General features: G+C 60.6%; 25 protein-coding genes and 3 pseudogenes. 7 read left to right on the forward strand and 21 right to left on the reverse strand.

Going from position 1 to position 26542, the window contains the following annotated elements:
- Positions 1-4: 4 nt before the first annotated feature.
- Positions 5-1117: a DUF1236 domain-containing protein gene (locus RAD10_RS08120; RefSeq protein WP_461617010.1), complete on the reverse strand. Its 1113-nt coding sequence runs from the start codon at positions 1115-1117 to the stop codon at positions 5-7.
- A gap of 211 nt (positions 1118-1328) precedes the next feature.
- Here RAD10_RS08120 and RAD10_RS08125 point away from each other — a divergent pair, with 211 nt between their 5' ends.
- Positions 1329-1556 carry a hypothetical protein gene (locus RAD10_RS08125; protein ID WP_461617011.1) on the forward strand — a complete coding sequence of 76 codons (228 nt, stop codon included), beginning with the start codon at positions 1329-1331 and terminating at the stop codon, positions 1554-1556.
- 266 nt (positions 1557-1822) lie between these two features.
- Here the strand turns inward: RAD10_RS08125 and RAD10_RS08130 are convergent, their stop codons facing one another.
- From RAD10_RS08130 to RAD10_RS08150, 5 genes and pseudogenes are all read right to left on the reverse strand, one after another.
- Positions 1823-2341, reverse strand: coding sequence for a PRC-barrel domain-containing protein (locus RAD10_RS08130; RefSeq protein WP_461617012.1), 519 nt, complete (start codon positions 2339-2341; stop codon positions 1823-1825).
- A gap of 109 nt (positions 2342-2450) precedes the next feature.
- Positions 2451-3507 (reverse strand): annotated as a pseudogene (locus tag RAD10_RS08135) (glycosyltransferase family 4 protein).
- 132 nt (positions 3508-3639) lie between these two features.
- Positions 3640-3849 carry a hypothetical protein gene (locus RAD10_RS08140; RefSeq protein ID WP_461617013.1) on the reverse strand — a complete coding sequence of 70 codons (210 nt, stop codon included), beginning with the start codon at positions 3847-3849 and terminating at the stop codon, positions 3640-3642.
- Between the two features lie 90 nt (positions 3850-3939).
- On the reverse strand, positions 3940-4344 hold the full coding sequence (locus tag RAD10_RS08145; protein ID WP_461617014.1) for a hypothetical protein: 405 nt from the start codon (positions 4342-4344) through the stop codon (positions 3940-3942).
- A gap of 17 nt (positions 4345-4361) precedes the next feature.
- A complete protein-coding gene (locus RAD10_RS08150; protein WP_461617015.1) occupies positions 4362-4562 on the reverse strand; it encodes a hypothetical protein in 201 nt (66 codons plus the stop codon).
- Between the two features lie 279 nt (positions 4563-4841).
- Between RAD10_RS08150 and RAD10_RS08155 the strand changes: the two genes are divergently transcribed.
- Positions 4842-5258, forward strand: a complete 417-nt coding sequence (locus RAD10_RS08155) for a hypothetical protein (protein WP_461617016.1) — start codon at positions 4842-4844, stop codon at positions 5256-5258.
- 76 nt (positions 5259-5334) lie between these two features.
- Here the strand turns inward: RAD10_RS08155 and RAD10_RS08160 are convergent, their stop codons facing one another.
- The 3 genes from RAD10_RS08160 to RAD10_RS08170 form a co-directional block, all read right to left on the reverse strand.
- The gene (locus RAD10_RS08160) at positions 5335-5757 is read right to left on the reverse strand and encodes a hypothetical protein (protein WP_461617017.1); all 423 of its coding nucleotides are present in this window, start codon (positions 5755-5757) and stop codon (positions 5335-5337) included.
- 82 nt (positions 5758-5839) lie between these two features.
- Positions 5840-6184, reverse strand: a complete 345-nt coding sequence (locus RAD10_RS08165; RefSeq protein ID WP_461617018.1) for a DUF1236 domain-containing protein — start codon at positions 6182-6184, stop codon at positions 5840-5842.
- Between the two features lie 138 nt (positions 6185-6322).
- Positions 6323-7702, reverse strand: a complete 1380-nt coding sequence (locus RAD10_RS08170) for a carbohydrate porin (RefSeq protein WP_461617019.1) — start codon at positions 7700-7702, stop codon at positions 6323-6325.
- A gap of 165 nt (positions 7703-7867) precedes the next feature.
- Here RAD10_RS08170 and RAD10_RS08175 point away from each other — a divergent pair, with 165 nt between their 5' ends.
- Positions 7868-9163, forward strand: a complete 1296-nt coding sequence (locus tag RAD10_RS08175; RefSeq protein WP_461617020.1) for an Nramp family divalent metal transporter — start codon at positions 7868-7870, stop codon at positions 9161-9163.
- 363 nt (positions 9164-9526) lie between these two features.
- Here the strand turns inward: RAD10_RS08175 and RAD10_RS08180 are convergent, their stop codons facing one another.
- The 7 genes and pseudogenes from RAD10_RS08180 to RAD10_RS08210 all read right to left on the reverse strand — a co-directional run bounded on the left by RAD10_RS08180 (position 9527) and on the right by RAD10_RS08210 (position 13680).
- Positions 9527-9910, reverse strand: a complete 384-nt coding sequence (locus RAD10_RS08180) for a Lar family restriction alleviation protein (protein WP_461617074.1) — start codon at positions 9908-9910, stop codon at positions 9527-9529.
- 61 nt (positions 9911-9971) lie between these two features.
- On the reverse strand, positions 9972-10172 hold the full coding sequence (locus RAD10_RS08185) for a hypothetical protein (RefSeq protein ID WP_461617021.1): 201 nt from the start codon (positions 10170-10172) through the stop codon (positions 9972-9974).
- Positions 10173-10194: 22 nt separating this feature from the next.
- Positions 10195-10524: pseudogene (locus RAD10_RS08190) on the reverse strand (hypothetical protein).
- 82 nt (positions 10525-10606) lie between these two features.
- Positions 10607-11059 (reverse strand): Hsp20 family protein, encoded by a 453-nt coding sequence (locus RAD10_RS08195; RefSeq protein WP_461617075.1) that lies wholly within the window; start codon positions 11057-11059, stop codon positions 10607-10609.
- A 358-nt stretch (positions 11060-11417) separates the two neighbouring features.
- Positions 11418-11591 carry an ABC transporter substrate binding protein gene (locus RAD10_RS08200; protein ID WP_461617076.1) on the reverse strand — a complete coding sequence of 58 codons (174 nt, stop codon included), beginning with the start codon at positions 11589-11591 and terminating at the stop codon, positions 11418-11420.
- Positions 11525-12223, reverse strand: a complete 699-nt coding sequence (locus RAD10_RS08205; RefSeq protein WP_461617022.1) for an ABC transporter substrate-binding protein — start codon at positions 12221-12223, stop codon at positions 11525-11527. The genes RAD10_RS08200 and RAD10_RS08205 overlap by 67 nt, the downstream gene beginning before the upstream one ends.
- Before the next feature lie 416 nt (positions 12224-12639).
- On the reverse strand, positions 12640-13680 hold the full coding sequence (locus tag RAD10_RS08210) for a transglycosylase (RefSeq protein WP_461617023.1): 1041 nt from the start codon (positions 13678-13680) through the stop codon (positions 12640-12642).
- A 1955-nt stretch (positions 13681-15635) separates the two neighbouring features.
- Between RAD10_RS08210 and RAD10_RS08215 the strand changes: the two are divergent.
- Positions 15636-17143, forward strand: a pseudogene (locus RAD10_RS08215) (glucan biosynthesis protein G).
- Positions 17131-19254: a glucans biosynthesis glucosyltransferase MdoH gene (gene mdoH, locus RAD10_RS08220; RefSeq protein ID WP_461617024.1), complete on the forward strand. Its 2124-nt coding sequence runs from the start codon at positions 17131-17133 to the stop codon at positions 19252-19254. The pseudogene RAD10_RS08215 and the gene mdoH overlap by 13 nt, the downstream one beginning before the upstream one ends.
- Before the next feature lie 100 nt (positions 19255-19354).
- Here mdoH and RAD10_RS08225 read toward each other — a convergent pair whose 3' ends face one another.
- Both RAD10_RS08225 and RAD10_RS08230 read right to left on the reverse strand, forming a co-directional pair.
- The gene (locus RAD10_RS08225; RefSeq protein ID WP_461617025.1) at positions 19355-19714 is read right to left on the reverse strand and encodes a hypothetical protein; all 360 of its coding nucleotides are present in this window, start codon (positions 19712-19714) and stop codon (positions 19355-19357) included.
- 163 nt (positions 19715-19877) lie between these two features.
- Positions 19878-20210 (reverse strand): hypothetical protein, encoded by a 333-nt coding sequence (locus tag RAD10_RS08230; RefSeq protein WP_461617026.1) that lies wholly within the window; start codon positions 20208-20210, stop codon positions 19878-19880.
- Between the two features lie 252 nt (positions 20211-20462).
- On the opposite strand from RAD10_RS08230, the gene RAD10_RS08235 reads away from it, so the two are divergent.
- Positions 20463-20654, forward strand: a complete 192-nt coding sequence (locus RAD10_RS08235; RefSeq protein ID WP_092258735.1) for a CsbD family protein — start codon at positions 20463-20465, stop codon at positions 20652-20654.
- Between the two features lie 331 nt (positions 20655-20985).
- Here the strand turns inward: RAD10_RS08235 and RAD10_RS08240 are convergent, their stop codons facing one another.
- Together RAD10_RS08240 and RAD10_RS08245 are read right to left on the reverse strand one after the other, a co-directional pair.
- Positions 20986-22956, reverse strand: coding sequence for a response regulator transcription factor (locus tag RAD10_RS08240; RefSeq protein ID WP_461617027.1), 1971 nt, complete (start codon positions 22954-22956; stop codon positions 20986-20988).
- A 443-nt stretch (positions 22957-23399) separates the two neighbouring features.
- Positions 23400-24023 (reverse strand): response regulator transcription factor, encoded by a 624-nt coding sequence (locus RAD10_RS08245; RefSeq protein ID WP_461617028.1) that lies wholly within the window; start codon positions 24021-24023, stop codon positions 23400-23402.
- Positions 24024-24410: 387 nt separating this feature from the next.
- Between RAD10_RS08245 and RAD10_RS08250 the strand changes: the two genes are divergently transcribed.
- Positions 24411-24671 carry a hypothetical protein gene (locus tag RAD10_RS08250; RefSeq protein WP_461617029.1) on the forward strand — a complete coding sequence of 87 codons (261 nt, stop codon included), beginning with the start codon at positions 24411-24413 and terminating at the stop codon, positions 24669-24671.
- A gap of 63 nt (positions 24672-24734) precedes the next feature.
- Here the strand turns inward: RAD10_RS08250 and phaP are convergent, their stop codons facing one another.
- The gene (gene phaP / locus RAD10_RS08255) at positions 24735-25334 is read right to left on the reverse strand and encodes a TIGR01841 family phasin (protein WP_461617030.1); all 600 of its coding nucleotides are present in this window, start codon (positions 25332-25334) and stop codon (positions 24735-24737) included.
- Between the last annotated feature and the right edge of the window lie 1208 nt (positions 25335-26542).

Genomic DNA, 26542 nt, shown 5'->3' on the forward strand with positions numbered 1-26542 from the left:
TAGATCAATCGATCTCTTCGATGATGCGACGATCACCCGGTTCGACGATGTAGGTGCGGCTGTCGCGGTTGATGTACCGATATTCACGAAGCGTCGGGGCTTCGCGATAGACCTCCTCTGGGAAGGCCTCGATCTCCACGCCCTCGGGCACGCGCTCCCCAGTGCGGATTTCAGTCCGGACCGAGCTGCCGGTGGTCACTCGCTTGTCGCGCTCGACCGGGCGCGCCTTGGCGTGCTTGCGGACGACTTCGCGATCGCGGTCGCTGAACGTTACCTTGCGCTGCTCTGTCCGTGCCGGCGCGGCGGCCGTCGAACGGCCGGAGTACGGCAGGACCGTCACGATCTTGTAGGTCGACGGCTCGACGATCACGATCTCGTCCTTCACCAGAACGAAGTTGTAGCCGCGATACTGCGGCACGATCTCCACGACCTCGGCCGGCAGCGGCTGCAGGCGGACGTCGCGAGGGACGACCGTGCCCACCGACAAGGAGAAGTTCACGTTGGTGAGCGGCTGCACGTTCAGGTGCGAGATCGACGCGCTGATGCGGGTCCGCTGCTGGTCGTTGATGTTCACCGACGCGTTCACGTTGGTGTTCGACGAACGATCCGCCGTGTTCTGCTGATTGTTCGGTTGCTGGGCGGTGTTGGTCGAACCGCTACCCGACGGCGACTGCGCCTGATTGGTGCTGGAGGACGGCGGGTTGGCGCTCTGCGTCCGGTTGGTCGTGTTCGACGGAGTAGTGGTCTGCGCCTGGTTGGACGGCGTCGTCGTCTGGTTTGACGGCTGATTGGTCTGGGCTTGGTTGGTCGAATTGTTCGAGGTCGGCGCCTGCGGAGCGTTGGTGCCTGTACCGGAATTGGACGACTGGCCTGCAGCAGTCTGTCCCGTCGAAGACGGAGACTGCGTCTGGGCGGAATTCGTCGAAGGACTGGTCTGTGCGGGTCCGGACGATGAATTGTTGGCAGGAGTCGAAGTGGACGACGACGGCGTCGAGGAATCCTGCTGACGCGGGGTCGAAGTCGGGCTGGAGCTCGACGAGCTCGGCGAAGACTGAGCGAATGCCGAAGTCGCGATTGCGACGGCAGCGGTCGTGGCCAAGAATAAACGCTTGTTCATCTCTGAACCCTCCTAAAAGCGGACGTCGGTTAACCCGAAGGGTCGGGCCTGGTTCCGTTTCGGGAAAACTCGGCAATCCGGAATCGCTTTTTTCCGGTCGCCGGAGAATCGCTGCTGTAGCGAAATGGCACGCTGCTTTCGAGATCGGGAACAACCGGAACTTCGATGATGACTCCCGGTTGAATGTGACTACTTACGAGAGGAGGACATCATGAAGAAGTTGATCGTGTGCGGCGCGCTCGCCGCCTTCGCCCTCGGCACCCAGGCCGTCAGCGCCGCCGAGTTCTACATCGTGCGCGACGCGACCACCAAGAAGTGCACCGTCGTCGACACCAAGCCGACGACGACCACCACGACGGTCGTGGGTAACGGGGTCTACAAGACCAAGACGGAAGCCGAGTCCGCCGTGAAGACCACCAAGGTCTGCACCGAACAGTAAGCGACCATTCGCGGGCCGAAGGAGGCCCGCGAACCTACTGACAGCAATTGGAGGAAAAAATGCCCGTATTGATTCTGTGGGCCGTTCCTGCCGTCCTCGTTGTTGGCGGCGTCGGCTATTTCCTGGTTCATATGCACTAAGTTACTGGCTTTCGCACCAACGGCCCGTCCGCCACCCGGACGGGCCGTTTCTGTTTGGCCAGCGTCATCGAACCCAAAGGAAAAGGGCCTCCGATGGAGGCCCTTGATGCCGGGAACGTACGTCCCTTAGTTGTAGTCCGAATACTTGAACTGTGGGAGCGCCTTCAACTGCTCCTTGTTGCCACTCATGACGGCATGATCGGGGACCCAATCGTTGGCGTTGCGGTTCGTGGTGTTGGTCGAAGCCGCGCCGGTGGTCGTGTCGCGCGCAGTGGTGGTAGTGGTGCTGGTCGAGCTTGTCCGGACAGGCTCTTCGACGAACTTCAGCTTGTCCATGGAGACGGCGATGTCGTGTTCGCCCATTCCCAGGAAGCCGCCGACTCCGATTACCACCGCATTGATCTTGCCGCTCTTGTCGACGAGCAGCTCGTTGATGTCGCCGAGCTTCTCGTTGTTCTCGTTGTAGACGTTCAGGCCCATGAGCTTCGAGGCGCGCCAGTTGCCCTTGAACGCCATTTTCGCGTCGGTCGTGTGAGCGGCGGTGGCGGCCGGCGCAGCGCGATCGGCCGGTTGCGTGGATTGCGCGAATGCGGCCCCGCCGATCATGGCAGTGCCAAGCAGAGCGACGGCAAGAATCCTTTTCATAGATCATATCCTCCAGTGGACAGCATCCGGTCGGATGCCGCGCCCACAACGCCCGGCAGTTCCGCTTGTTCCCGGTAGGAGGCGCCGGGGACTGACGCCGAAGGATTCGTCACTTACCCGCTGCGCGAAGCGGGTGTCGCGCTCGGGAGGTCAATTCGGCATACCGAGCTTCGTATTCCTTCGCCATGCGCCTCGCGACGAAGCGCTCCTCGAAGCGGGCGCGGACCTCTCTTCTGTCCAGCCGGACGGGCTTTCTTGACCGCCTCGATCGCCTGCGCCTCGCCTTCCACGATGAAGCCGGTGACGCCGTCCTCGACGACCTCCGGCACCGATCCGGAACGGTAGGCGATCACGGGTGTCCCGCACGCCATCGCTTCGATCAGGACGAGGCCGAACGGCTCCGGCCAGTCGATGGGAAACAGCAAGGCGGCGGCCCCAGCGAGGAAAGATTGCTTCCGGATTTCGTCCACCTCACCGACCAGCCGGATCGTCTCGCCATCGATCTCGGGCTCGAGCTTCTTCTTGAAGTAGGCCGTCTCAGCTCGGGGTATCTTGGCCGCGATCCGGAGCGGCATCCGGACGGCGCGGGCGATGCGTATAGCAGCTTCCGGCCCCTTCTCCGCCGTCAGCCGCCCGAGAAAAGCCAGGTATGACCCGGCTTCGTAGGAGGGGCGAAACAGGTCCTTGGGCAATCCGTGCTGAATCGTCGCGATCCAGTTAGCGCCGGGAAGCGGAAGCCGCTGATTGTCGGAGATGGAGACGAAAGGAGCCTTGGGGAAAGTCCCGATCACATCGGGCAAGCCCGGAAGGTCCAGCCGGCCGTGCATCGTCGTCAGAAACGGCACTTCGGTCCGGCTCAACACCGGCAGCGGCAGCCAGTCGACGTGGGAATGAATGACGTCGAATTCGCGCGCACGTTCGGCAACGGCCTCGATCAGCAACGAGCAGGCGGCGTTGGCGTCGACACCGCGCCGCCCCAGGCGCAGCGCGCGCGGCCACACCGCGTGAAGCTTGGCTTTCGTTCTGGAATCGCCGCTTGCGAACAGGGTGACGTCATGGCCGAGGTCGACCAGTTCGTCCACCAGCCAGGCGATCACCCGCTCGGTGCCACCGTACAGCTTCGGAGGGACGCTCTCCGCCAACGGGGCAAGCTGGGCGATCCGCATCGAACTAGGTCCCGACCGCGACGCGCAAGCCGACCACGATGAACGCCGAAATGAGGAAGGAGATCGCGAGCAGCGTCCAACTCGGCCTTGTGCTTCCGTTGGCAACGCGCGTGACAAGCATTTTCATGCTCGTCAACATTCGTCTCGGGGGAGCCGGTACAGGTACGCTAATCCGAAGGTGGCGAGTTCTTCGGTATCGCTCTGTCGCTCTTCCCATCTCCGATGCAGAGAGCGCGCCATGAGGCAGCGCCGGCCATCATGCGCGTCGACATCAGGGTGTCGCGCCCGATACACGGTCCAGGCCGTCTCCGTGGCGTTCTTCAAGACGACGTCGTCGGCCATGCTCACTCTCCGGAGACGAACCTAGTCGCTGCCAACTCAAGGCGCTTCCGAAAGTTTCCGGTTTTTCCCGGTCCTAGACGAAGAGCTTAGTCAGGACGCCTTCGCACGCGCTCGCGCGCGCGCTGCGCGGCGGCGCTGCAGGCGCTGGCTGCGGCCGACTCTTGTAGAGGCGAGAAGTCTGGGCGCTGGTCCTGCGGTCGCGAGATCTTCGACCGAAGCATCGCTTTCTCGCTGCGGCCCTGACGACCTGTTCTCCATGAAGTCAAGCACCGCCCGGCCCTTCTCGGTAATCCTCCATCCGCCATTAAGGCGCTCGACGAGCGCCTGCGAAAAGATATCGAGGTCGGGCATGCGTGCGGCGAGGCGCTTGGTTCGCTCGGCCCAGTCCCGCCCGCTCGTCGCCAGGATCGCCATGTCGCGCTTGAGGTCCGCCACGACGGCGAATCCATCGGGATAGCTCACCAGGATCTTGAGTACCGTGACCTGGAAGTTCACGCCTCCGCGCCCCCGCGCTATCGCCACATGGTCGGCGCGTCGTGAAGCGCTTCGCGGCCGACCTGCTTCAGGCTGTCTGCGGCGATGTCGCCGTTTGCGGCGGCTTCCAGAATTCGCGAAGCGACGCGCGTGCGCGCGCCGGTTTCCAAACGCGAGATGTCCTCGCAGACCTCGTCGAGTACGGCGCGCAGAAGCGCGGTCGTGGCCGGACCAAACATGGGAAACCCCCAGAAGCGAGAAATGGAGCTTAGCGCAAAAGTCCGACGGCGAATTCAAATTTGTTAACGCGGCACTGGAACGGCTCTTGCACAATTCGCACCGCAGCATCGTATTCGAACTCCTCTCCCCCGTAAGCGTTGGGTTCCAAGCTCGAAAGCGTCGAGTGACACTGCCCCGGCGCCGAGCCCCTCTTGCCCTTCGCCGCCAGGGGCCGGCAGCAACCATTGCCTGTTTTTCCTGTTATCGGCGGGGCATGCGCAATGTTGAAAGGATCCTCGATGAAGAAGATTGCAATGTCGGCGCTGATGATCGGCGCTCTTGGTCTGGCCTCGGTCGCCACGACGTCTCCGGCCGAAGCTCACTGGCGAGGCGGCTGGGGACCGGGCATCGCCGGCGGCCTGGTTGCGGGCGCCGTCATTGGCGGGCTTGCTTCCTCGGCATATGGCTGGGGCCCCGGCTATGGTTACTACGGCGGCCCAGGCTATGGCGCCGGCTACTATGGCGGTCCCTACGCTTACGACTACGGATACGATGAGCCTTATCGCTGGGGCGGCGGCTACACCACGACTTATTACACGGCGCCAGTCTCCTACGGTTATCGCTATCGCCGCGTCGTCCGCCCGGCCTACGCCTATTACCGCGGGTCCTATCCGGTCGTTCGCCACCACTGGCATCGGCACCATCGCCACTGGTGAGGGGGCGCACCTGAAGACAACGGAGGCCGCACCCCTGAGGGAGCGGCCTTTTCCTATTGGCACTGTCGAGCTTTGCTCACCACCAACCGCCGGCAAACGGGTAGTGCCGCTCGAAGGCGAGACGTCGGTCTAGTGTCCTTTTCTGTAGCTTTGCCGAGCGCTTCGGATGCGGGCGAACCGCTGCCGAGGCGCGCGCCGGCGCTTCTTTTCTGACCTCCAGGGAAGGTGATGCAGGCATGGCGGCCATGGCTTCGCGCACCTGGTGCTGCGGTTCTACAGGAATTGGATCGGCCTGCGCGGTCCTCGGCAAATCGGTGCGAGGACGCGTGTCGAGCACGATCTTCTCCGGAAGGCTTCTCGCTGAGGCGATTCGGATGGTGGTCCTGTCCGGATCGGAGGGACCCGCGCGTTCGACAGGGGCCGGCAGGTATCGGTCCGCAGCGAAGAGCAGCGCCAACAGCAGCGCGCCGACGAAGATGAAGTATCGGATGATCGGCATGGACGGCCGCTTGAGGAAGGAATCAGGAATTCGGCGGGGCAGCGCATAACGGGCGGGCCGCCTTGCTGCTGCCCCGAAGGATTCAGTCGATCTGCTGGACGACCGTGCGCGCCGACGGATCGACCAGCATCACGCGTTCGCCCGAGTAGACGTAACGATACTTGGTGAGCGATGGACCCCAATCGGCGGGGACCGCCTCGAGTTCGACTTCGCGCGGCACCGGCTGACCGACGACGATTTTCTCTCGGGTCTGCACCGGACGAACCTTGTGCTCGGTCACGTAGGTGCGGATCTTGGTGCGGTATTCCGGCTCGATCTGCACGGCGGCCGCGTGACCAGTGCCGGTGGTGGTGACGACCGTCGACTGCGCCATCGCGCTCGTCGAGATCAGCGCGGCCATCGCGGTCGTCAGTAGAAGCTTGTTCATGTCGTTCTCCTCGCCGCCATATGCGGCATGCGAGAACCCGCTAATGATGGCAAGGTTCCGGAAAAACAGCAGCATGACTGCCTATTTTTCCCGAGAGCATCGGCTCGACCCCAAGCGGAGAAGACAGCCCATGGTGAATCAGAACTTGATGACCGACCGTAAACCGACAACGGTCGCATTCTTCAGATGCCTCCCGGCCAATGTCCCGAGAGGGTCCGTGGCGCCGCCGCCGGGACGGCGGATGAACTGGACGTTCGGCTGAAGCGTCAGACCGGCCTGCACTTCGTACTGATAGACAGCCGTCAGGAGCTCTTCCGAGGTCCGCAGCGGCCATCGCAGGCCGAAGACCGACTGGAAGTCCTGATCGAGCGCTCGCGCCCGACGCGAGACGTGGGCATAGGCGGCCGCGATGCCGAACTTGTCGTGCGGACGAGCGTCGGACAACCCGATGAACTCGAGACCACCGTCGGCGTAGAGATCGATCAGATTGCGATCGGACGGTCCGTAGGACCCGCGGGCGAATACGCCGATGCCACGATCCTCGTCGCGGCCGACGCGATAGAGCTTCTGTTCGAAGACGGCGTAGAGACCGTAGTCGCCCGAGAGGCTTGCAGCCACTCCCGAACTGGCGGGATCCGCCAGCGAAAGGCCGGCCGTATCGAAGCGCAGGTCCGCAAAGCTGCCGAAATGCCGCCAGCCGCCAAGCTTGAGCTTGCCGTCGAGGCCCGGATCCCCTTTGTTCGCATTCCACTGCAGTTGCGCTTCGTACAAAACGAGCGGCGGATCGTTCACCCGAAAATTGACGCCGTATCGATTACGCAGCTGCGGGTCGTCGGAGCCGGGACCTGCCGCGTTGCCATCGAACACAGCGCCAAGGACCGAGAGATTGTCGCTCAAATCGGCACGCAGGCGTGCTCCCATGGCGGCAAGCGGTGGCGAAGGGCCGCCGCTTGGGAGATTGAGGGACAAACCGACCGGCCAGCCGAGAGAGGCGTTCGTGAAGACATCGGTGTACTTGGACGTCATGAATTCCGTATCGGCGGCAAGCTGTCCCGCCCTGAGCGCGATTTTCTCGCCCCACTTCTTTTCGAACCAAGCCTCGTAGAGACGGGTCGTCGGCAGCGCCTCGATACCGCTGACATCCATGAAATTGAACAGCGCACCTCGGGACAGTCCGCCGCCGTCGATCTGAAAGACGTTGGCGTGGAAGGTGACCTGCTTGAGGCCAACCAACTTCTCGAGATCGGCATCGAACGCGAAGTTTATGCGATCTTCGTAGACGGCGCTCTGTTTTGCGCCTCCAGACGGATTGCCAAGGACCTCCCCGATATAGGTAACCGCGAACTTGACGCCCTGTCTCTCGAAGGGATTGGGCAGCAAGCCCAGCGTCGTCTCCTGCACGGTGCTTTCGCCGGTATCAGGATCGGCGGGCTTGAGATCGTCGGTTTTCTTGTCTTCTTGCGCGACCGCGACGCTGCACAGCAGTGACGCGGCAAGCAAAATCAACACGCGACGCATGTGACGCATCCAACCATGAAATCATGATGCAGGTTTTGGGCGTGGTTACAACTTCCTCGTCCATGCGCACTTGGCCTTGTGTTCAAAACTGCACACGCCGAACCAATACGCCTGCACCGACGTTAGAGTTCCGGAATCGGATCCACAACAGCAAGGAGCGACGAGGTGGCGAGGAGGAAATCGCGCAAGAAGCCGGTCGAGAATAAAGATCAGGACAGCTTCTTGCAGCGCCTGGGGCCCGGTCTCATCACGGGAGCTTCCGACGACGATCCTTCCGGTATCGGCACCTACAGCCAGGCGGGCGCCCAGCTAGGATTCGGCATCGGCTGGACCATGTTGATCACCTATCCGTTGATGGCCGCGATCCAGGAGATCTCAGGACGCATCGGACGCGTCACGGGCCATGGCATCGCAGGAAACGTCTGCCGAAATTTTCCCGCGCCCGTCATGTGGTCTATGATCGTGCTGCTCTTCATCGCCAACACGATCAACGTCGCCGCCGACCTCGGGGCGATGGGCGATGCTCTCAAGCTTCTGATCGGCGGACCGGGCACGCTTTACGTCGTGGTCTTCGGCGCCGTTTCGGTGATCGCGCAGATCTTCTTCAACTATGAGCGTTACGTGTCCATCCTGAAATGGCTGACGCTGGTGCTCTTCGCCTACGTGATCGCGCTTTTTCTCGCAAAGGTGCCTTGGGGCGAGGCACTGAAGGGATTGCTCATTCCTAAGCTCAAATGGGATGGGCCCTTCCTGACAACCCTGGTCGCAATCCTCGGGACGACGATCTCGCCCTATCTGTTTATCTGGCAGTCCTCTCAGGAAGCGGAGGAGCAGCGGATCGATCCCGAAAAGAAGCCGCTCAAGCGCGAGCCGGAGAAGGAGGACGAGGAAGTCAAGCGGATCCGGATCGATACCCTCGTTGGCATGGCGGTGTCGAACGTCATTGCCGTCGCGATCATCATGACGACTGCTGCAACGTTGCACGCGTCCGGCAAGACCGACATCGAATCGTCCGCCCAAGCCGCGGAAGCCCTGAGGCCCGTGGCGGGCGCGCTGGCGGAGCTGATCTTCGCCCTCGGCATCATCGGAACAGGCTTGCTTGCGGTCCCGGTGCTGGCCGGCTCGACCGCCTACGCGATCGGAGAGGGTCGCAAGTGGCCGGTCGGACTGTCGCGAAAGCCGAAGGAAGCAGTGGCCTTCTACAGCGTGCTCGCAGTCTCGGTCGTGCTCGGTATCGGTCTCAACTTCACGGCGCTCGACCCGATCAAGGCGCTCTATTGGAGCGCGGTCATCAATGGCATACTGGCAGCGCCGATCATGACCGTGATGATGGTCCTGGTGCGGCGGAAATCGGTCATGGGCGATTTGGTGATCTCAGGGCCAGTCTATTGGCTGGGCTGGGTCGCGACCGCAGCGATGTTCCTGTGCATCGTCGGCATGGCTTGCAGCCTGCTGATCTGATTGCCTGGCTTCATCAACGCAACGACACTGGCACAGTGTCTCGGCGGCCTGGGCGGCGGACTCCGCGACCTACAGGCGCATCTGGTCGTCCCCCCGCCGTGGCAATCATGCCCGTCCTGCCAATTCGACGCCGGCATTGCGATGCGATTGACCCGAAGCAAACCAGGCTGAGTGGCGCGGTCGGTCAGCGGCCGACATATGTCATAACTTTCAATACGCGAATCACCATTACAGCTGGATATTTCAAGCCGCGCCGCACGACCTGATTGAACGGACGAGTCTACAAACTGACTCTTCTTTGAGGCCGGAATGTCGCCAGTGAGCCAAAAGCAGAAAATCCGCGGACTGCGCGACAAGGTCCGCTCAGGGCCACGAGCGGACATCGCTGCGGCTGAATCCCGTATGCGGAGATTGAGCGGCGCGGAGCAGGCACGTTGGCGGATTTGCGCGTGGCAAACGGGCGATGGACGAGATGATCTCTTGGCACAGCGCGCGGCAGCGGCGACCGCCACGCTCCAAGCCTGGTTGTTCGGCCGCTGATTGAGAGCTAGATAGCCGGAGGGCTGTCTTCGCCTTAGGGGGAATGCGTTTGTTCCAGCGCTCGGCCGCCTGCTTAACGGTCGGCGCATTGGGCCCGAAAGCTGAACATTCCTTACATACTACGAATTTTGGATCGATGTCGCCGTTGATCCAAACCTCCGAACCGCCGCAGAAAGGACAGCGCCGCAGCGATTGTACATAGGGAATCTGCGCAGCGGATCGATAGCTGCGCTGTCGCTAGGCTTCTTAGACATCTTAACGCGAGCGTTTAGGACAGTAGTTCTGCGCCGATGTCGACGACCTCGACGAAATGATGACCGACGTCGCGATTGAAGCCGTCCCACGTGGCGCCGTCACCTTCGCAAGTAGCGCCGGTGAAGCGTGCCGGCTGCCACTCGGGAGTTTTCGTGCTTGAGCGCACAAGGACCCAATAGAAGCGACCTGGAAGCAACAGTGTGACGTCAATCATGGAATCATTTGCAGACCCTCGCTCACGCCGCTGCGCAACGTTCGGTCGAGCGTAGACGCATGGGCTTACCGCCCGGCGGGTTTGGGTTGCGCGGTCCGTTTCCGTCTAGCGCGCGTAGCGCTTCCAGAATCTCGTCGATATGAACCGGCTTCTTTAGTCCGTCCGGCGAGCGTAACGCTGGACAGGACGCGATCGCCGAGGCATCAGAGGCTCATGACGCAAGGATGGCGCGCTTCTCGGCCAGACTCAAATTCGGGTCAGCGACGACCTCGCGCGGATGCGAGAACACCGTGCCGGGGTGAAGAAGAGCATTGAAATCGAAGACGTTGTCGCGTGCGGGCGTCGTCCGCATGGCTAACCTCCCATCATAAGACGCTTTAAGGTGGCCGCGCGGGAGCACCCGCGCGGTGACGATCGGAACAGCCGCGGGTAGGTCAGGCGGCCTTGCCCTCGATCTGCTTGACTTGCCCGGCGCTTGCGCCAGCGATGACGATGCGCCGCGGCTTCATGGCCTCGGGAATCTCGCGTTGAAGCTCGATGACCAACAGACCGTTCTCGAAGTGCGCGCCTTTGACCTCGACGTGGTCAGCCAGGGTGAACTGCCGCTTGAACGACCGTGTCGACATTCCGCGATGCAGAAAGGTCTTCTCGTCCTTCTCGGCCTTATGGCCTTCCAACGTCAGGACATTCTGCTCCATCGTAAGGCCCACCTCGTCCGGTGAGAAGCCGGCGAGCGCCACCGAGATTTGGAAGCGGTTCTCGTCGAGCCGCTCGATGTTATAAGGGGGATAAGTCTCTTCGGCGGTCCGCTGGACCTCGTCGAGAACGTCAAACAGGTGGTCGAACCCAATGGTCGACCTCCACAGGGGAGTCCAATCATACCTCATAGCCAAATCCTCCAAAGAGCAAGTTGGGTACGAGCTGGCCCCGGACACCTTCCGGCGCCCGCCTTGATTGCGGGGCCCCGAAGGCGCTCCGGCCGCCATGTCTGCGGCGATCAAAAAATCTGCCACGAGCAAAAAAGTTTCAGGAGGGTGACGAAAAATTTTAGCGCTGTAACGGGCGCTGTTGTCGTGCAAGTTACATCCGCTTCGCTGCGCTCGATGACCGCTTGGGGTCAAAATGCGAAGAAGTCGGGCTGAGCAAATCTAGTCCGCCCTGCCGCAATGAGCGGACCTCCATCAGACGAGGCGCAACTTCGCCGATGGGCCACTTCCGGACTCATGCATCGCAGCAAACCGCGCGTCATTCGATCACCTCGTCAGCACGGCTCAGCAGCGAGGGCGGCACAGTGAGGCCAAGCGCCTTGGCAGTCTTCATGTTGATTACGAGTTCGAGTTTGGTTGGCTGCTCTACCGGCAGATCGGCAGGCTCGGTGCCTTTGAGGATCTTATCGAGATAGCTGGTGCACGACGCCAGATGTCGGCTAAATCAGGACCGTAGACGACCAATCCGCCCTTGGCGAATTGCCGAAAGAGATGAATCGCGGGCAGTTGATGTTCGGCCGCAAGTGCGATCACTCGCGGAGACTCGAAAACAGTCAAATAATCGCCAAGGACAATGATTGCAACGGCGCGCTGGGCGGCAAAGGCGGTGTCGAGTTCTTCGGCCTTGGTTGCCTCGACAATCGGCAGAGCCATGCCTAACTCTCGCGCTGTGCGGGGTATCTCCTCGGCTAATGCCAACCGGTGCATGGGGTTATCCGGATTGACTAGGATCGCAACCTTCGAGGCGCCAGGGACCAGTTCGCGGAGGATTTCTATTTGTTTTGCGACCGCTACTCCCGCGGAGGTCGCAAGGCCCGTGATGTTGCCGCCTGGATGCGACAAGCTTCGGACGAGGCCGAGCCCCACGGGATCGAACACAGCCACGAATACAATCGGAATGGTAGCAGTTGCCGATTTCAGGGCTAGGGCTGCTGCCGGCCCGGAGGCAATTAGCAGATCGGGAGCTAGATCGATCAATTCGGCGGCTAAAGCTGGCAGTCGATCCCGGGCATAACGATATTCGACAAGCAGGTTCTTGCCCTCGATCCAGCTCTTCTCGCGCAAGCCCCTGAGCCATGCGGCGTGAGCTGGATCGCGAGCCGGCTCATCCGCCCAAGCGCCGAGGAAACCAATTCGCCGAGGCGTCCCCTGCGCCCCCGAACGCCTTGGCGAAACGAGTATTGCCGCGGTGCCCGCTATGAACTCCGCCGCTTCATTCGTTCCTCATCAAGCTAGAGGACGATGAGGCGCAGAGTATCACGTTTCGACGGTTGTACCCACAGCGTGTGCAAATGCTGCGTCGCAAATGCGGAGCGTGGCGCAGGACGGCTGGGGTCAAAAGCTGCTCAGCACGTCTCATCGCGCAAGGTCAGGTCTCCCTCAAACAGCCGACGTGGCGACGGCGCGTTCGTTGTTCGGCTCAGGGCCATGAGCGGACTTGGTCTAGCCTGCAAGCGTGGCAGGGCCTGCCGAAAACGGATTCATTGGCTTGCCGCCGCAGCGGCAGTTGCCACATATTTCGTGTAGAATTCGGCGACCCGGCCGCGCCACATACCGACGAACGCCTCTGAAGTCACATTGTCCACCGATTTCCAAGTACGCTTGGACGCTGGAAGTGCATTGCCCCAGATAGCGCGTTTGCACCACCTTCCGCCCTTCTCCTTGCCTTCGCTGGTGGCGCACATCGATTTCCAAGCGATGCGAGCGGGCCGGCTGATGTGCTCAGCGGCGCCTTCCCAGCCCTGCTGATGGATCAGGTAAAGATCGCTCAAGTCCGGCGTCCGGTGCGTGATCCACTCGAACTGGACGCCTTCGGTAATGATCTTGTAGGCGGCCGCCACGGCGTTATCCCGCGGACTGCGAATCTGCCCGAAGCCGAACTTCCCGAACTCATAGTGGCTCAGCTGAAACAGCCCGATATAAGACCCGGTGCGTTGATTGGGATTGAAGCCGGATTCGATCTTGGCGACCGCCATCATGAAATTGAAATCGAGACCAAACGCGCCGGAAGCGCGCTTGATCTCTTCGGCCGGCGTTCCGACCGGAATGTCCTTGAACGCACGCAAGACGATTTCCGCCGGCTTCTCGGCGGGCGGCAGTTCGGACCAGACGTAGTAGACCAGATAACGGAAATCCTGCGTCGACGCCGCTTTCGGAGCATCGTTGGACGCATCGCGTCCTAGCGGTTGGACGATATCCTGTCCCAACGACGCCAATTTGGTCGCGACGGGTTCATCGACGATCTCCGCTCCGGTGCTCAACGGCCCGGAACCTGTTGACGTCACCGAGCCCAGCTCGGCTCTTTCTGCCCGAAGCGCTATCGCAAGTCTGGCCGATGCCTCGGCGTACAAGGCGGGCGTCACCATGTTTGCAGGAGCCGTCATGTTCGCGGGAGCCGCTATGTTCGCTGCAGCGCCCGGCATGACATCCAGCCCCGTCCCGGCCGGCCTGTTACCGGCGGCTAGATAAAGTCCCGCGGATGCGACCGCAGCCGCGATGCAGCTTGTCTGCCAAACCTTCATTGCCCGAAGTCCACGGATGGCTTCTGTACAAAGGCTGTTCGCATGTTCCTGCGGCCTGTGATGAGCCCTCCTTCGTAAAATCTTAAGGTTTAAATGTGGTGAATGAGAGCAGGCCTTCTGCCTCGTCACTCATCGTGTCCCGCTTTGGGTCACGAGCGCCCCTTGGCGGGAGACGCTGTGGGTCGGCTATGGGTCAGAAGCGGCGCTCAGCGGGCATCACCGTGAAGGTCAGAGGCGTTCGCCGAAAGGGGAGCAGAAACGACATGTCCGCTCAGGATCGCGGTTGACCTAACTTTGGTGCCTGCAAGCTTGGCGAAGGGATCCATTCGAACAGGTGCGCGCTAGTCTCGGTTTAAAAAAAGCCCCAACTCCAGAGGTGCGTGGAGCTGGGGCCTAATCAAGCTGGCAGGGGGGCCAAGGCAGCTTGATCAGACTTTGATGAATGGCACTGGAAACTTGGCAATCGGCCAGTTCTGCGCCCGTTATCGATCCACTACGGCTCAACGGCCTCTGTCGCTCTTACCGTTGGGACTGCCATCACCGCCGCCGTTACCCCAGCCATTGTTACCGTGGACAGCCCTCGCGCCAGACTGCGCGATCGCGTCGGAAGTCAAGGACGTTGATAGCAAGAGAGTAATCGTCGGCGGTGTCACCACCGCGAACTTTCCGCAGGTCTTCAAGAATTCGCGACGGTCGTCGTCTTGGTCTGGCATGGCGTCCTCCACCGATAAGTCGATGAAATAATATTAACCAAATTAAATCAATTAAATTTTGTTCCTGGGCAAGCCGCTTCCATCCACTTCCTTCGGGACGTGCACCAGCGAACCGTTGTCCAGTCTGAAGCGGGACCAACCTTGGGGATCTTGGAAAGGTCATCTTAGGGGCAACAGGAGATGGGGCCGCCGCTCTCTTGCTGTCCAAGTCTATCATCAGCCCGGCCATCGCCCACGGGCGGCGGCTTGGTGCATGGCTCTCGCGGCAATAACGGCTATGGCATTGGGGGCGGTAACGGCAGCCCCAACGGCAAACCTGATAAGGATCGCTGACGCCTCGAGAAAAGTAGGTGGGCTTGGGAACGCTGTGCCGATTGCCAAGTTTTCCCGGTGCCCTTCCCCAAGGGCGACTCCGTTCGGCCCCGGCTTCATCCCCATCGCCCCCCCGGAGCCGGGGGATTTTTTCAAATGACTTTAGGCCCGTTTGCGCCAAGCTTAGTTTTTCGTCAGTGGCTTCCTTGGCTCCGCGGGAGCAATCTCAGTATTAATCGGGGGCAACTCGCCCGTGCGATCCTTTAGGTCGGCCGCTCGCTGAATCAATCCCGACGCAATCCCCGGGTCCTTTGTTGTTTTCGCCATTCGCAGCAGCGTTGCTGCCGCCTCTCGGGCGAAGGAGGTGTGACGCGGCACGTCTTTTATATCCCATCGAAAGCCCCGTGGGATGAGTCAGAAACCCCGACTGCGTTCCGGCGCTTTGTACAAAAATGCACACAGGTAACAAAAAGGCCTCAGCTCGGGGCTGGCGCCAAGCTGAGGCCTTTGTCCGCATCACGTGGTCGAGGTGTGATCCGGCAGAACCAACTTAGCCAATGCCCATTGATTCCCGGCGCTTGCAAGGATGCCTCGTGCAAGACAGAGCGGTCTGCTCGAACGCAAACGAGGGCTCTCACTGGTGCTCCCGCCAGCGAACCTGCCGTCAGGCTCCGGGCAAATCGCGAACCCATGCGCAAGTCCCGTTTCTGGCGGTAATTGACCCCGCGCGATCGCGGCGCCTGCCGCATTGATCGCGGCGCGTAGCCGTTGAACTTGATCAAGGAGACTCGTTTTGAGGCACCCGGAACCCCGGCTTCCGGCGGTTGCCCGTGATTGGGCAGCTTCCCGCCAGCAATAGCCGGTCGGGTGGAACTCGCGGGCGCGGTGGCCGTTGCTTGGCCGCGACAGCAGTAGCGAGTAGGAGAACCCGTGAACCGACGCCAGCTTGTTCGAGGGTCGGCGTTGCTGCCGGCGTTGTTGCTCGCTTCGCGGAGCAGTTTCGCTGCTGCTGGCCTGCCGGAGGGCGCGTTCGGTCCCTCCACCGTGAGGGACCTCGCCCGTATGCTGGCGGGCAAACCCCACGAGGCGCCGGACGAGAAGCTGCCGAGCGGCTTGAAGGATCTCGATTACGATCAGTACCGTTCCATCCGTTTCCTGCCCGAACGCGCGCTCTGGCGCGGTAAGAAACTTCCGTTCGAAGCGCAGTTCTTCCATGCTTCTTCTACAAAAACCGGGTGACCATCTTCGAGGTCGTGGACGGAAGGGCCACCGAACTCAAGTACCGCAAGGAAGACTTTTCATTCGGCGAGAAGGTCCCGGCGTTCGAGGAGGCTGACCTCGGGTTCGCCGGCTTCCGCATCCACGCGCCCTTGAATCGCGCCGACTATTACGACGAGGTCTGCGTCTTCCTGGGCGCGAGCTATTTCCGAGCCGTGGCCAAGGGGCAGACGTACGGGCTCTCCGCCCGAGGACTTTCGATCGATACCGGCGAAGCCAAGGGGGAGGAATTTCCACTGTTCAAGGCGTTCTGGCTCGAGCGGCCAGCGCCGGGCGCGACCTCGATGGTCGTCCATGCCTTGCTCGATAGCAAAAGTTGCGCGGCGAGCTACCGCTTCACCGTGCGGCCGGGCGAAACCACTGTGTTCGACGTCGAAATGTCAGTCTACCCGCGCGTCGAAGTGCAGCGGGCCGGGCTCGCGCCTATGACCAGCATGTTCTTCTACGGTCCGAACGACCGCAACGACATCGACGACTTCCGCCCGTCGGTCCACGATTCCGACGGCCTTGCGATCTTCAATGGGAAGGGCGAAAGCCTCTGGCGGCCGCTAAGCAACCCCCGCGATCTGCAGATCAGCACCTTTAAGGATCTCAATCCCCGCGGATTCGGGCTGATGCAGCGGGAGCGAAATTTCTTCGCTTATCAGGACATCGAGTCCAGCTTCGAAAAACGCCCGAGTCTCTGGATGGAGCCGATCGGGGATTGGGGCGAGGGCGGCGTCATGCTGTTCGAGATCCCGACCAAGGAAGAGGTCCACGACAACATCGCCGCATTCTGGTGGCCAAAGAACCCGCTTCAAGCCAAGGGCGAACACAACTACACCTATCGACTGCATTGGGGGCCGGATAGCCCGAAGCCGCATTCGCTCGCCCGCTTCACGCGAAGCGGGATAGGCGCGAGGGGCGAGGACGCGCGCCTCTTCGTCCTCGACCTGGTCGGTGAGAACCTGAAGGGCATCGATCCTGCCGGCGTCAAAGGCGTGGTGAAGGCTGAGAAGTCCGAGGTGAAGAACATCGTCACGCAGCCCAACCCCTATACGGGTGGATGGCGGCTGAGCTTCCAGTGCCCAGTGAAAGGAGAGCCGATCGAACTGCGGGCGTTTCTGACCGAGGGCGACAAGCCCTTGTCCGAAGTCTGGGTCTACCGATGGGCACCCTGAGCCGAGCCACGCGATCGACAGGGGGCGATATCACGAACCAACGCCTGCTGCCGCGCGAGTCGCCGCTTCCGATGGCTCCTGGCGACCTCGGAAAGAACCCGGTCTCGGACCGTGCTCCTGCGCCGATTGCCACCACGATGGCTGGGCGGCGCGGCCTGATTCTGCTCTCGACGGCGGTGCTCACGGGCGCGGGCGGGTACGAGATGTATCGCGTGCTGGAGGTCGGCGGCGTCACGGTCCTCGAAGCCATGGTGCTGGCGCTCTTCCTGGTCTTGCTCGCTTGGGTCGCGTTTTCGTTCGCCTCCTCACTCGCCGGCTTTTTTGTGCTGCTGGCCCATCGTCGGGACGAAGGCGCCTTGGTGCCCGGCGCGGAACTGCCGACCATCGCAAGCCGCACCGCCATGCTGCTTCCCACCTATAACGAAGACCCGCATCGATTGGCCGCGCGGCTTCGTGCGATCATCGAATCCTTGGAGACGACCTCGCACGGAAAGCTGTTCGACTGGTACGTTCTGAGCGACAGCACTGATCCAGATATCTGGGTTGCGGAAGAGAAAGCTCTGCTCGCGCTGCGTCAGGCCGTGGGCACGCGGCTATACTATCGTCACCGCGCCGACAACACGGCCCGGAAGGCCGGCAACATCTCCGAGTGGATCACGCGGTTCGGCGGCGTCTACGACTTCATGGTCGTGCTCGACGCCGACAGTCTCATGAGCGGGCAGACCATTGTCCGATTGGTCCATGCCATCGAGAGCAATCCGAGCGCCGGGCTCGTCCAGACACTGCCGATGATCGTCAACGCGCGAAGTCTGTTCAGCCGCGTCCAGCAATTCGCGGGCCGGCTGTACGGGCCGATGATCGCCGCCGGCGTCGCCTGGTGGCACGGCTCCGAAGGCAACTACTGGGGTCACAACGCGATCATCCGGGTGAAGGCGTTCGCCGAAGCGGCGGCGCTGCCGCAGCTGCGCGGGCGCAAGCCATTCGGGGGGCACATCCTAAGCCATGATTTCGTCGAGGCTGCGCTGATGCGGCGGGCCGGATGGGGCATCTACATGCTGCCGACGCTCGGCGGAAGCTACGAAGAGGTACCACCCTCGCTGCTCGACTTCGCGGCGCGGGACAGACGCTGGTGTCAGGGCAATCTTCAGCATCTCGCTGTCGTGCCTGCTCGCGGGCTCCATTGGGTGTCGCGCTTGCATTTTATGGTGGGGATCGGGGCATATTTGACGGCACCTCTGTGGCTTCTGTTCCTGCTGCTGGGGATGCTGATCTCGTTGCAGGCCCGCTTCGTGCGTCCAGAGTATTTTCCGAAGGGTTTCTCGTTGTTTCCGACCTGGCCCGCCCAGGATCCCGTGCTCGCCATTTGGGTGTTCGTTGCAACGATGGGACTTCTGCTGTTGCCGAAGCTACTCAGCCTCGCACTCGTTTGGATGCGAGGCTCGGTGAGACGTCAATTCGGCGGCGCGTTGCGTGCCTCGGCCGGAGTTTTCGCAGAGGTGATCGTCTCCGCGTTGATGGCGCCCGTGATGATGATCTTTCAATCGATCGCAGTCGTAGAGATTTTGGCCGGCCGCGACGCCGGCTGGCAGACGCAAAGGCGGGACGACGGCACGGTGGAGCGCCGCGAACTCTATCGGAAGTACGGCATCCCGACCTTGTGCGGCATTGCGATGGCGGCAAGCGCATACGCCGTTTCGCTGCCCCTTCTGCTGTGGATGTCGCCAGTCATCATTGGACTGCTGTTCGCCGTTCCCATCGGGGCGCTGGCGGCCAAGCCCGCGTCCAGCCAACTGTTTGTCACTCCTGAAGACCGAGAGCCGCCTGAGGTGCTGCTCCGGGCCAACGAGTTGGCCACGGTGGCGGAGATTGGCATCAAACCCGCTTTGGTGGAGCTGCGCGAAGGCGCCGCGCTCTTAGCCTTCCACCTCGCGCAGTTGCCGCCTCCTCGCGCCGCCCGTCCCGACATGATCGACGCCAACCTGGCGGTCGGCCGCGCTAAGATCGATGCGAGCGATAGCTTCGAGCAGGCGGCTGCCCATCTGTCGCCGCGGGAGGTTTTTTCGATCTTGAACGATGGTCCAGGCTTGTCGGCTGTGCTCCAGAAGGGATGAACACGCCCCAAGCGATTGGAGACCAGGCCTGGGCTCGAACCAGGATAGAAAGTAGTCCGAAAGTTTGCGTGCCTATGCCCACTTGGCCTTGGGGTGCGTGTTAGTCTGCACCAAGCGCGTGGTTCAGGGCATCGCTGAGTTTGAAAGAGCGCTGGCGCTGGATTGCAATTTGGCTGAGGCGCAAATTGACGGCGCCAAGCTGTATATGGGTCGCGGGGCTGAGACTGAAGCCCATATCAAAGAAGCATTTCGCCTCTCTCCCCGCGATATCTTCGCTCATCGCTGGTTCATGATAGTAGGCTTTGCCAAAATACAGATTAACGAGGATGCTGAAGCAGTCTCCTGGTTCCACCGGAGCATCGAAGCCAATCGAAATGACGTCAACGCGCGACTCGCCGCCACACTGGCGCTGCTTGGTTCGGTTGAATGGGGCGAAAAGGCTGCCCTCGTCTGTCCGCAAAACGCTATACTGCTCACCTGTTGGAAGCGGACTGACAACCCTAGACCGGTCAGCCAAGGGCCAAGCGCAAACAAAAACCCGCGCAGCGTTGTCGCGGCTTTCACTCTTTGTGCCGCTGACAGATGGCCGGCGATCTCTCTTCCAAGGCGGTCGTCAAAGGCGGCTATTTCTTTGGCGCAGAGCCATCCTTCAAGGAAGCGTTGTAGTCGGCCTGCGAGCTATTGATGTTTGATTGAGTACCGGGCGCACTGCTACCCGTTGTGGTCCCGCTCGCGTTGGTTGTCTCGCCCGGTGCATGAGAAGCCGCGCCGGGCCGATCCTGATCGCCAACATAGCCGGATTCGCCGGAATTGCGGGTTTTTATGCCTTTATCAGCTTCAGTTTGCACATTTTGAGCAACACCGGATTGTGACGTCGCCTCGGTTTTCTGCTGGGCGGCAGCAGGTATCGATATAACTGGCAGTGCGATGAGCAATACCAGAGATAAGTATCGCATGGCTGTTTCTCCATCTAGGCCCCGCCGCTTCATCAACGTGCGCACCCCCCGAACATTTCCGCCAAATTGGTGAAAACTTGCGACTGCAGCGTTGACACATTTCACGCAGAAGCTTGCAGGATCGAACGCAATCTATGTTCTTCGCCCGCCGGCACGGCCAAATCTTGATGTGCAAGAGAGGTGCGCGTCTCGCAGGAACGACCGCGCAACGGTTTCGTTGTGTTCGTCTTCCGGCCAAGAAAGGATAACGACATGGACCGTGAACATGTGAAGGGTGCCGCCGACAAGGCAAAAGGCGCGATCAAAGAGGGTGCTGGCAAGCTTACTGGCGACAAGGACCTGGAGGCCGAAGGCAAGATGGATAAGGCCAAGGGATCCGCCCACAACGCTGCGGGAGACGTGAAGGACGCCGCGCGGGATGCCGCTGACGCCCTCAAGAAATAAGAAGAAGGAAGTTCTGAAACTGGCCGCCGAAGGGCGGCTTTTTCTTTTCTGTCACGTCCAGAACAAGTTTTTCGGGGCCCCTCTAAGCTCGGGGTTGGGACTTCCGTCCGCGCTTGATCGGAGGTGCCGCTCTGGAGCGCCGGCTCGCCTTTTGGCGGCGGCATGATTGAACAGGTCGAGCACTAGACAGAATGCAGCGATTTCCTCCTGTTCGATTCCTCCATCATCGTAGCACTCGAGTGTCTCGGGGATGATGCGTCAAATGCGCATTGCGATGTCAGCAGGGCAAAAAGCGTTTGAACCACGACCCGCCCGTGCGATTAGTGAATTGCTAAGCAATCAGATCGTGAGCCGCATGGAGATTGGCGTGCCACGAGTGATCGTGGTGCGCATCTGCAATAACAATTCCGTCAGCATCCTGGACCAGCTCCGGCCCCTCGCGTGCAACGGAATGCTGACCATCTCCATAGGCTTTGCCATTTCTGTGGCTCAGTTGTTGAAGGTCATACATTTCTGAAGACGTATTGTCGGCGCCACTCTTAAAACGAAAGGAATCGCCAAGCTCGGTCCCAACCGCTGATTTGGCCTGATCTGCGTTGTCGGAAGAAGGCCCGCCCCTTCCTTCGGTCTGAATCTTCAAGGCCGAATGTGTGTCGTTGGCAGAATTTACGAACGTCGTTGGTATATTCTGCTGCGGTTTGCCAGCATCTAAATCACCTGCCTGTGGATGCTGTGCGTGTTGCTTGCCGGCCTCGGAGCCATCTTCAAAAGTCTGCAAATCGCCGTGCGCCTGTCCGCGATTCGAATCTTCTCCCGGGGCCTCATGCTTGGCGTGCCCCTTGGCGGCTCCGGAGGCGTTGTCGGATTCATGCAGGGCCTTCTGCGAATGACCGTGATTCAATCCGTCTCCCGCAGCGTCATGCTTGGGGTGCCCCTTGGCAGCTCCCGAGCTGTGGTCGGACTCATGTAGAATCTTCTGCGACTGACCGTGATTTAAACCGTCTTCCGCAGCGTCATGCTTGGCATGCCCCTTGGCGGCTCCGGAGCCGTTGTCGGACTCATGCAGGGCCTTCTGCGATTGACCGTGATTTAAATCGTCTCCCGGGGCCTCACGCTTAGCGGCTTCGGAGCTGTTGTCGGAAGCGCGCAAATCGGCTTGCGATCGACCTTGATTTGACCCGTCCCGGCCTGTCTGTGTTGGGTCACTTTGCGAGGCTTCGCTCGCGGCCGCAGCAACAACATCAACGGTTCCGGAACCTCGGGGAATAGGAATTTCTCGGGCACTGCCGCCATCCTCCCCATGGGCATTGCCGACATAAGGCTCGCTGCCGTCTGTGGCGATTGTATCGCCTTGGGCGAACTCGAATGCCCTATCGTACACGGCCGTGCCGCCTAAATTTGCGAAGCCGGGAAGTGCGGATGTCAGTCCGTTGGCGTCGCTTGCGGTAGATGAAGTGACAATGTCATCGCCGAAATCGAACGCCTGCGCGGCGTGGCTGACACCATCGAGCTCGTAGATCAAGGCGGCGAAAGCTGCAACCATGAAGATGCTGTAGCTGCTCGAACCCGGCCTCGGCGCGTTGAGTGCTGCCTGCGCAGATAGGCTCGCGGCAACCTCGGCCACGGGGTCGACGAGTTTGCCGGTCGACGATGACGTCCCAGTTGCGGCGCCGGCGCGGTCCTTGCTCGCGCCTCTGGCCGGGGTGCCACCCGATACTGCTTCCTTGCGGCTGATTTTAAAGGTGACGACCTCCGCGCCGCCATTTGCGACCTTGATCGTGGAACTTTCGGTTGCGGCGTGACCGGGCGAATCATCCAACGCTGCCAGGATCGCAGCTGTCAGAATACTCATCGCGCCATAACGGCGCGACAGTGCCAGCGCGGCGAGCTCGTGCCGGCTGTTGATTCCAAGCTTTTGTCGCGCGTGGTCGATGTGAGTCCTAACGATCCCCAAAGAGACACCGAACACCCGAGCAATTTCACTGTCCGACAAACCTTCGGCGATGAGATCCATGATCGTCCGCTCGTTGACGGTCAGAAGCGCCAGAACATTATTGCCGAACGAGGCGACACCATTAGCTTCGTTGCCGACCCTCGCCAGGTCTGACCCCGGTTTTTCAAGCCTCAGGGACTGCACCAGCGCTTCTGGCTTGGCGTTCATCGAAATCGCACCGCAAGCACCGGTCGCCAGTGCCCTGGCAAGATCGCCGCAGGCGACAGTCGCAGTGAAGAACACCAGCCGGGAGGAAAGGGCTTCGTCGTCCACGACAGCGAGGATGTCGGACGCGGTTACATCGGTCAACCCGTCCTCCAGTAACACCACATCGGGCGTCAAGCTGCGAATGGCCGCAAGGCAACTAGCTCCATCAAGACAGCACGCAACTACTTCGAAATCGGGCTGCGCTCCGAGTAGCGATGCAAAACCCTGCAGAACAATGGGACGTCGATCTGCTATTACAAGTCGAATGCGACGCATGGGCTTCCTTCGCTCGGCCTCGCAACACAACATGAGAAGCGGCGACTTAACTCCGCTCGGCCGATTGGGTTCCAAATTGTCTAATGGGTGTCGTGCGGACGCTTCTGACGATGAGTTCAATCAGTTCGTGGGGATAGCTTCATATGGCTCGCCCTCTTCGCCGTCGCGCGCGCGCGTCAGAGGTCGTGCCCGCTCAAGTGCCCACAGTGAGCAGGACTCTCTCCGATGTCGCTGCTGCGTGAAAACTGTCGAAAAAAACAGAATCCCAGTCACCGGTGCAAATCGATCTCGACTGCGATCCGGATCAGGTCGGAGTGATTTCTAGCGCCGAGCTTGGACTTCAGCATGGAGGTCGTGTTGGCAACGGATTTATAGGAGATGCCGAGTTCGGACGCGACTTCTGAAATGCGGTCGCCACGACCCAAAAGCCGCAGGATCTCAAGTTCGCGTGGGCTCATCTGCGTCAAGGGACTGGCCTTGATCGCCGCGCCCGCGAACGTCGTCGCTTCCGCCAGACGCGGTGAAACGAAGCGCTCCCCAGCTGCAACCTTCCGAATGGCCTTGGCCAGGAGCCGGAGATCATCGCTCTTTGAGACATATCCCTGAATGCCCATCTCCACAGCGCGCATCACGAACGCCGGATTCTCACTCTCGCCGAGCATGACTATTTTGGCGGCAGGATCATCCCTACGGATTCGCCGGGTCAACTCGAAGCCGGTAAGGTCGGGAAGCCACACGTCAACCACGGTGACGTCGGGATGCTTCTGCAAGTACACACGGTGGCCCTCCTTTGCATCGGAAGCCTCCAGGATCGCGACGGAAGGGTCCGAAGCGAACAAGGCCCGACAGCCGGTCACGACAACGGGATGGTCGTCGACGATTAGTACCCGCATTTCGATCTGGTCCTCATTTGCACGTGCTCGCTTCCTCCAGTTGTGGAGAACGTCGCGAGCACTTTAATGGTTCAAATATGAGCGGGACGTGGAGCGAACCGGCAAAAGGAGTGCGAATTTCAGAAGATTTGGAATGTTTATTCCTTCCGGCAGAGGCTGCTGCTTCCTATCGCGTTGATGATCCTGAGCGCGCAGTTGTCCGGCGCGAGAGCGCTTCTCGTCTTCTCCTAATCAGTTCGAGGACGAAAAGAATCGGGGCTCCGCACGCGCCCTCGAGGGAACCTAGAACCATCGCCGTAGCAAGCCACGCGGCTTTGATTGGACACCGCGCACCCCGTGGTCGTTGATGTGATCCGAAGTTATTCGCCTTGCTAGGAATATCGCAGCATGTGGAACTGGATGATGCTGGGGCTAGAAAGCAATCGCGTGATCAGACTGCGCCTAGCGAAGTTGATGCGCGGTGGCAAAGCGGCCCAACGTGAAGCCCAGCGCATGGTGAGCGAAAAAGTGCTGGCGGCGGCGAAGGCCGGTACAAGCCTGATGGCTGGCGCATCGGGAGACAAGATTGTTGAGCAATACCGAAGGAAGGTCGCGGCAAACGCCAAACGCCTCAGTCGCAAGCGAACGCGCAAACGAAAATCGCGCTGAATTCGCCGGGGCGGCAAGAGCGGCTTGCCCTGCCGCTCTCTCCCTTGAACAAGTCCGCCCTGCTTAGCGTGGGATCTGATCCATAGTTTTTTTAATCTGCTTCCCGGTATCGTCGGCCATTTTGAGCGACAAGTCGGCGATACGACGGCTGCTTTCCAGAGCGGTCTCCACTGTCTCCCGCACCATGTCACTCTGCACCGCCGCAAAGTCCTGTGGAGTTCGGCAGGTCCACAACCTGTTCAAGTGCTCGATGTGCTTCTCAAATTGTTGACGAACCATCTGGAGGTACTCTTGGGACATTCCCCCCATCACTTTGGCGGCGGCTGTACCACTGTAAAGGAGCGTCTGCGCGTTGCGAGCTGACCGTTCGGTTGCCGCCGTTACCTTTTGCGCATCTTCTTCAGATAAGCCAAGCGTGCGGCTAAATTGCTGGCTTGACCGTCCCATTAGTGAGGTCGCCGCCTCGAGGCTGGAGCGCCAGGTCTGCTGTAACGTCTCAACATTTTGCTTGAGCATATCAGCGCTGGCCCGTGCCACTTCTTCGCCGGCCTCAGCCGCAGCTTGCCCGATGCGCGTAGTCTGCTCCGCAGCCCTCTCGCCTGTACGGCGGGCTGCTTCTTCCATGTTTTGTGTCGATCTCTCTTCCGGACGCGGGTTTGCCATCTTTGGTTCTCCAATGTTTGTGTCGATGACTCCCTCAGCCTATTGTGCAAAAACGCCACCCTGATGAGACCGTTCCTGAGACTTCCCAATCTTTCAGCTTGGCCGAAGTCGCTAGGAATTATAAGCGAGGGTTTACTGCAGCTCGTTCCCGCCGCACCGTATCTTGCTCAAGAAGAGTAGCAGAGGGCTCTCGCCGGCTATTCTGTCGAGAGCTGACGTACCGACGGTGCGGTCGTGAGACAGGTCAGCATACTTGATCAACGACAGCTGATTGCACCGAGGAGTAATATCAACGCCGAAGCGATGATGGCGAGGAAAATGCGATTCATGGGCATTCACCGGCTGCGCAGCCCCGAGCATAAGCTGCTCTGACAAGCCGTCCGCGCCACGCTTGATGCTCGTAGCGGCCTACGCCTAATGCCCCTGCTAGTAGTCGTTCCCAACCCATACTTTCGGAGCCGAACCCCCGAAACCAAGAAGGACCGTTGTCTGGTCCGCGCTTAGCGAGGATCTTCCGCTGTTCGCCTTCGCTGGTATCTGGACGTTGCGCGGGGCCAACAAAGAGGATCGCGCGGCGGCAGCGTAAAATTATGGACGCGCATTCGATGTCGTCCAGAGGATGCGCAGCTGCTCCAGCACGGGAGCGATATCGTTATGGATAACTTGATCATGATCGGTATCAGTGGCGGCGCGCTGGCGCGATGAGGCAACGGTTGCTGAGTACTTCGTAAATACGATTTGGGATCCGGGGTGCGCCTGTTTCGCCGCAGGGACCGCTGAAGACGGTGTCACGCATAATCCGATTTTGGCTCTGGATGCCCAGATCTGGCCTTTGACAGCGCTTCACGGAGCGGCCGGGAAATTTGCATCGGCAATGACGACCGCCGAACAGCGAATGAGTGTTGGCGGAGGCTTTTCTTATGGTGAAGACCGCGATGGTGTGGACCGAAGGGACGGGACCAAAATGGCTCTCTTGATGAAATAGCTCGGCAGGACTGAGAAGGCAGAAGCGTTAATCGCTATCATCGAATCCCAGAGGTCGCCCGATGGTGGGTTCTATGCCACGACTGTCCGCGCGTTACCGACGGGGTTCGTGTTGGACACCGACCCGACCAAGCCGCGACGCTATTTCCGATCGTTACATCTTGGCGCAGCTTCGTGGGCTGCCCTCGCGGAACGTGGATTCAATCCCTTTACGATGACAAAAG

This window comes from Bradyrhizobium sp. 23AC (assembly GCF_054863025.1).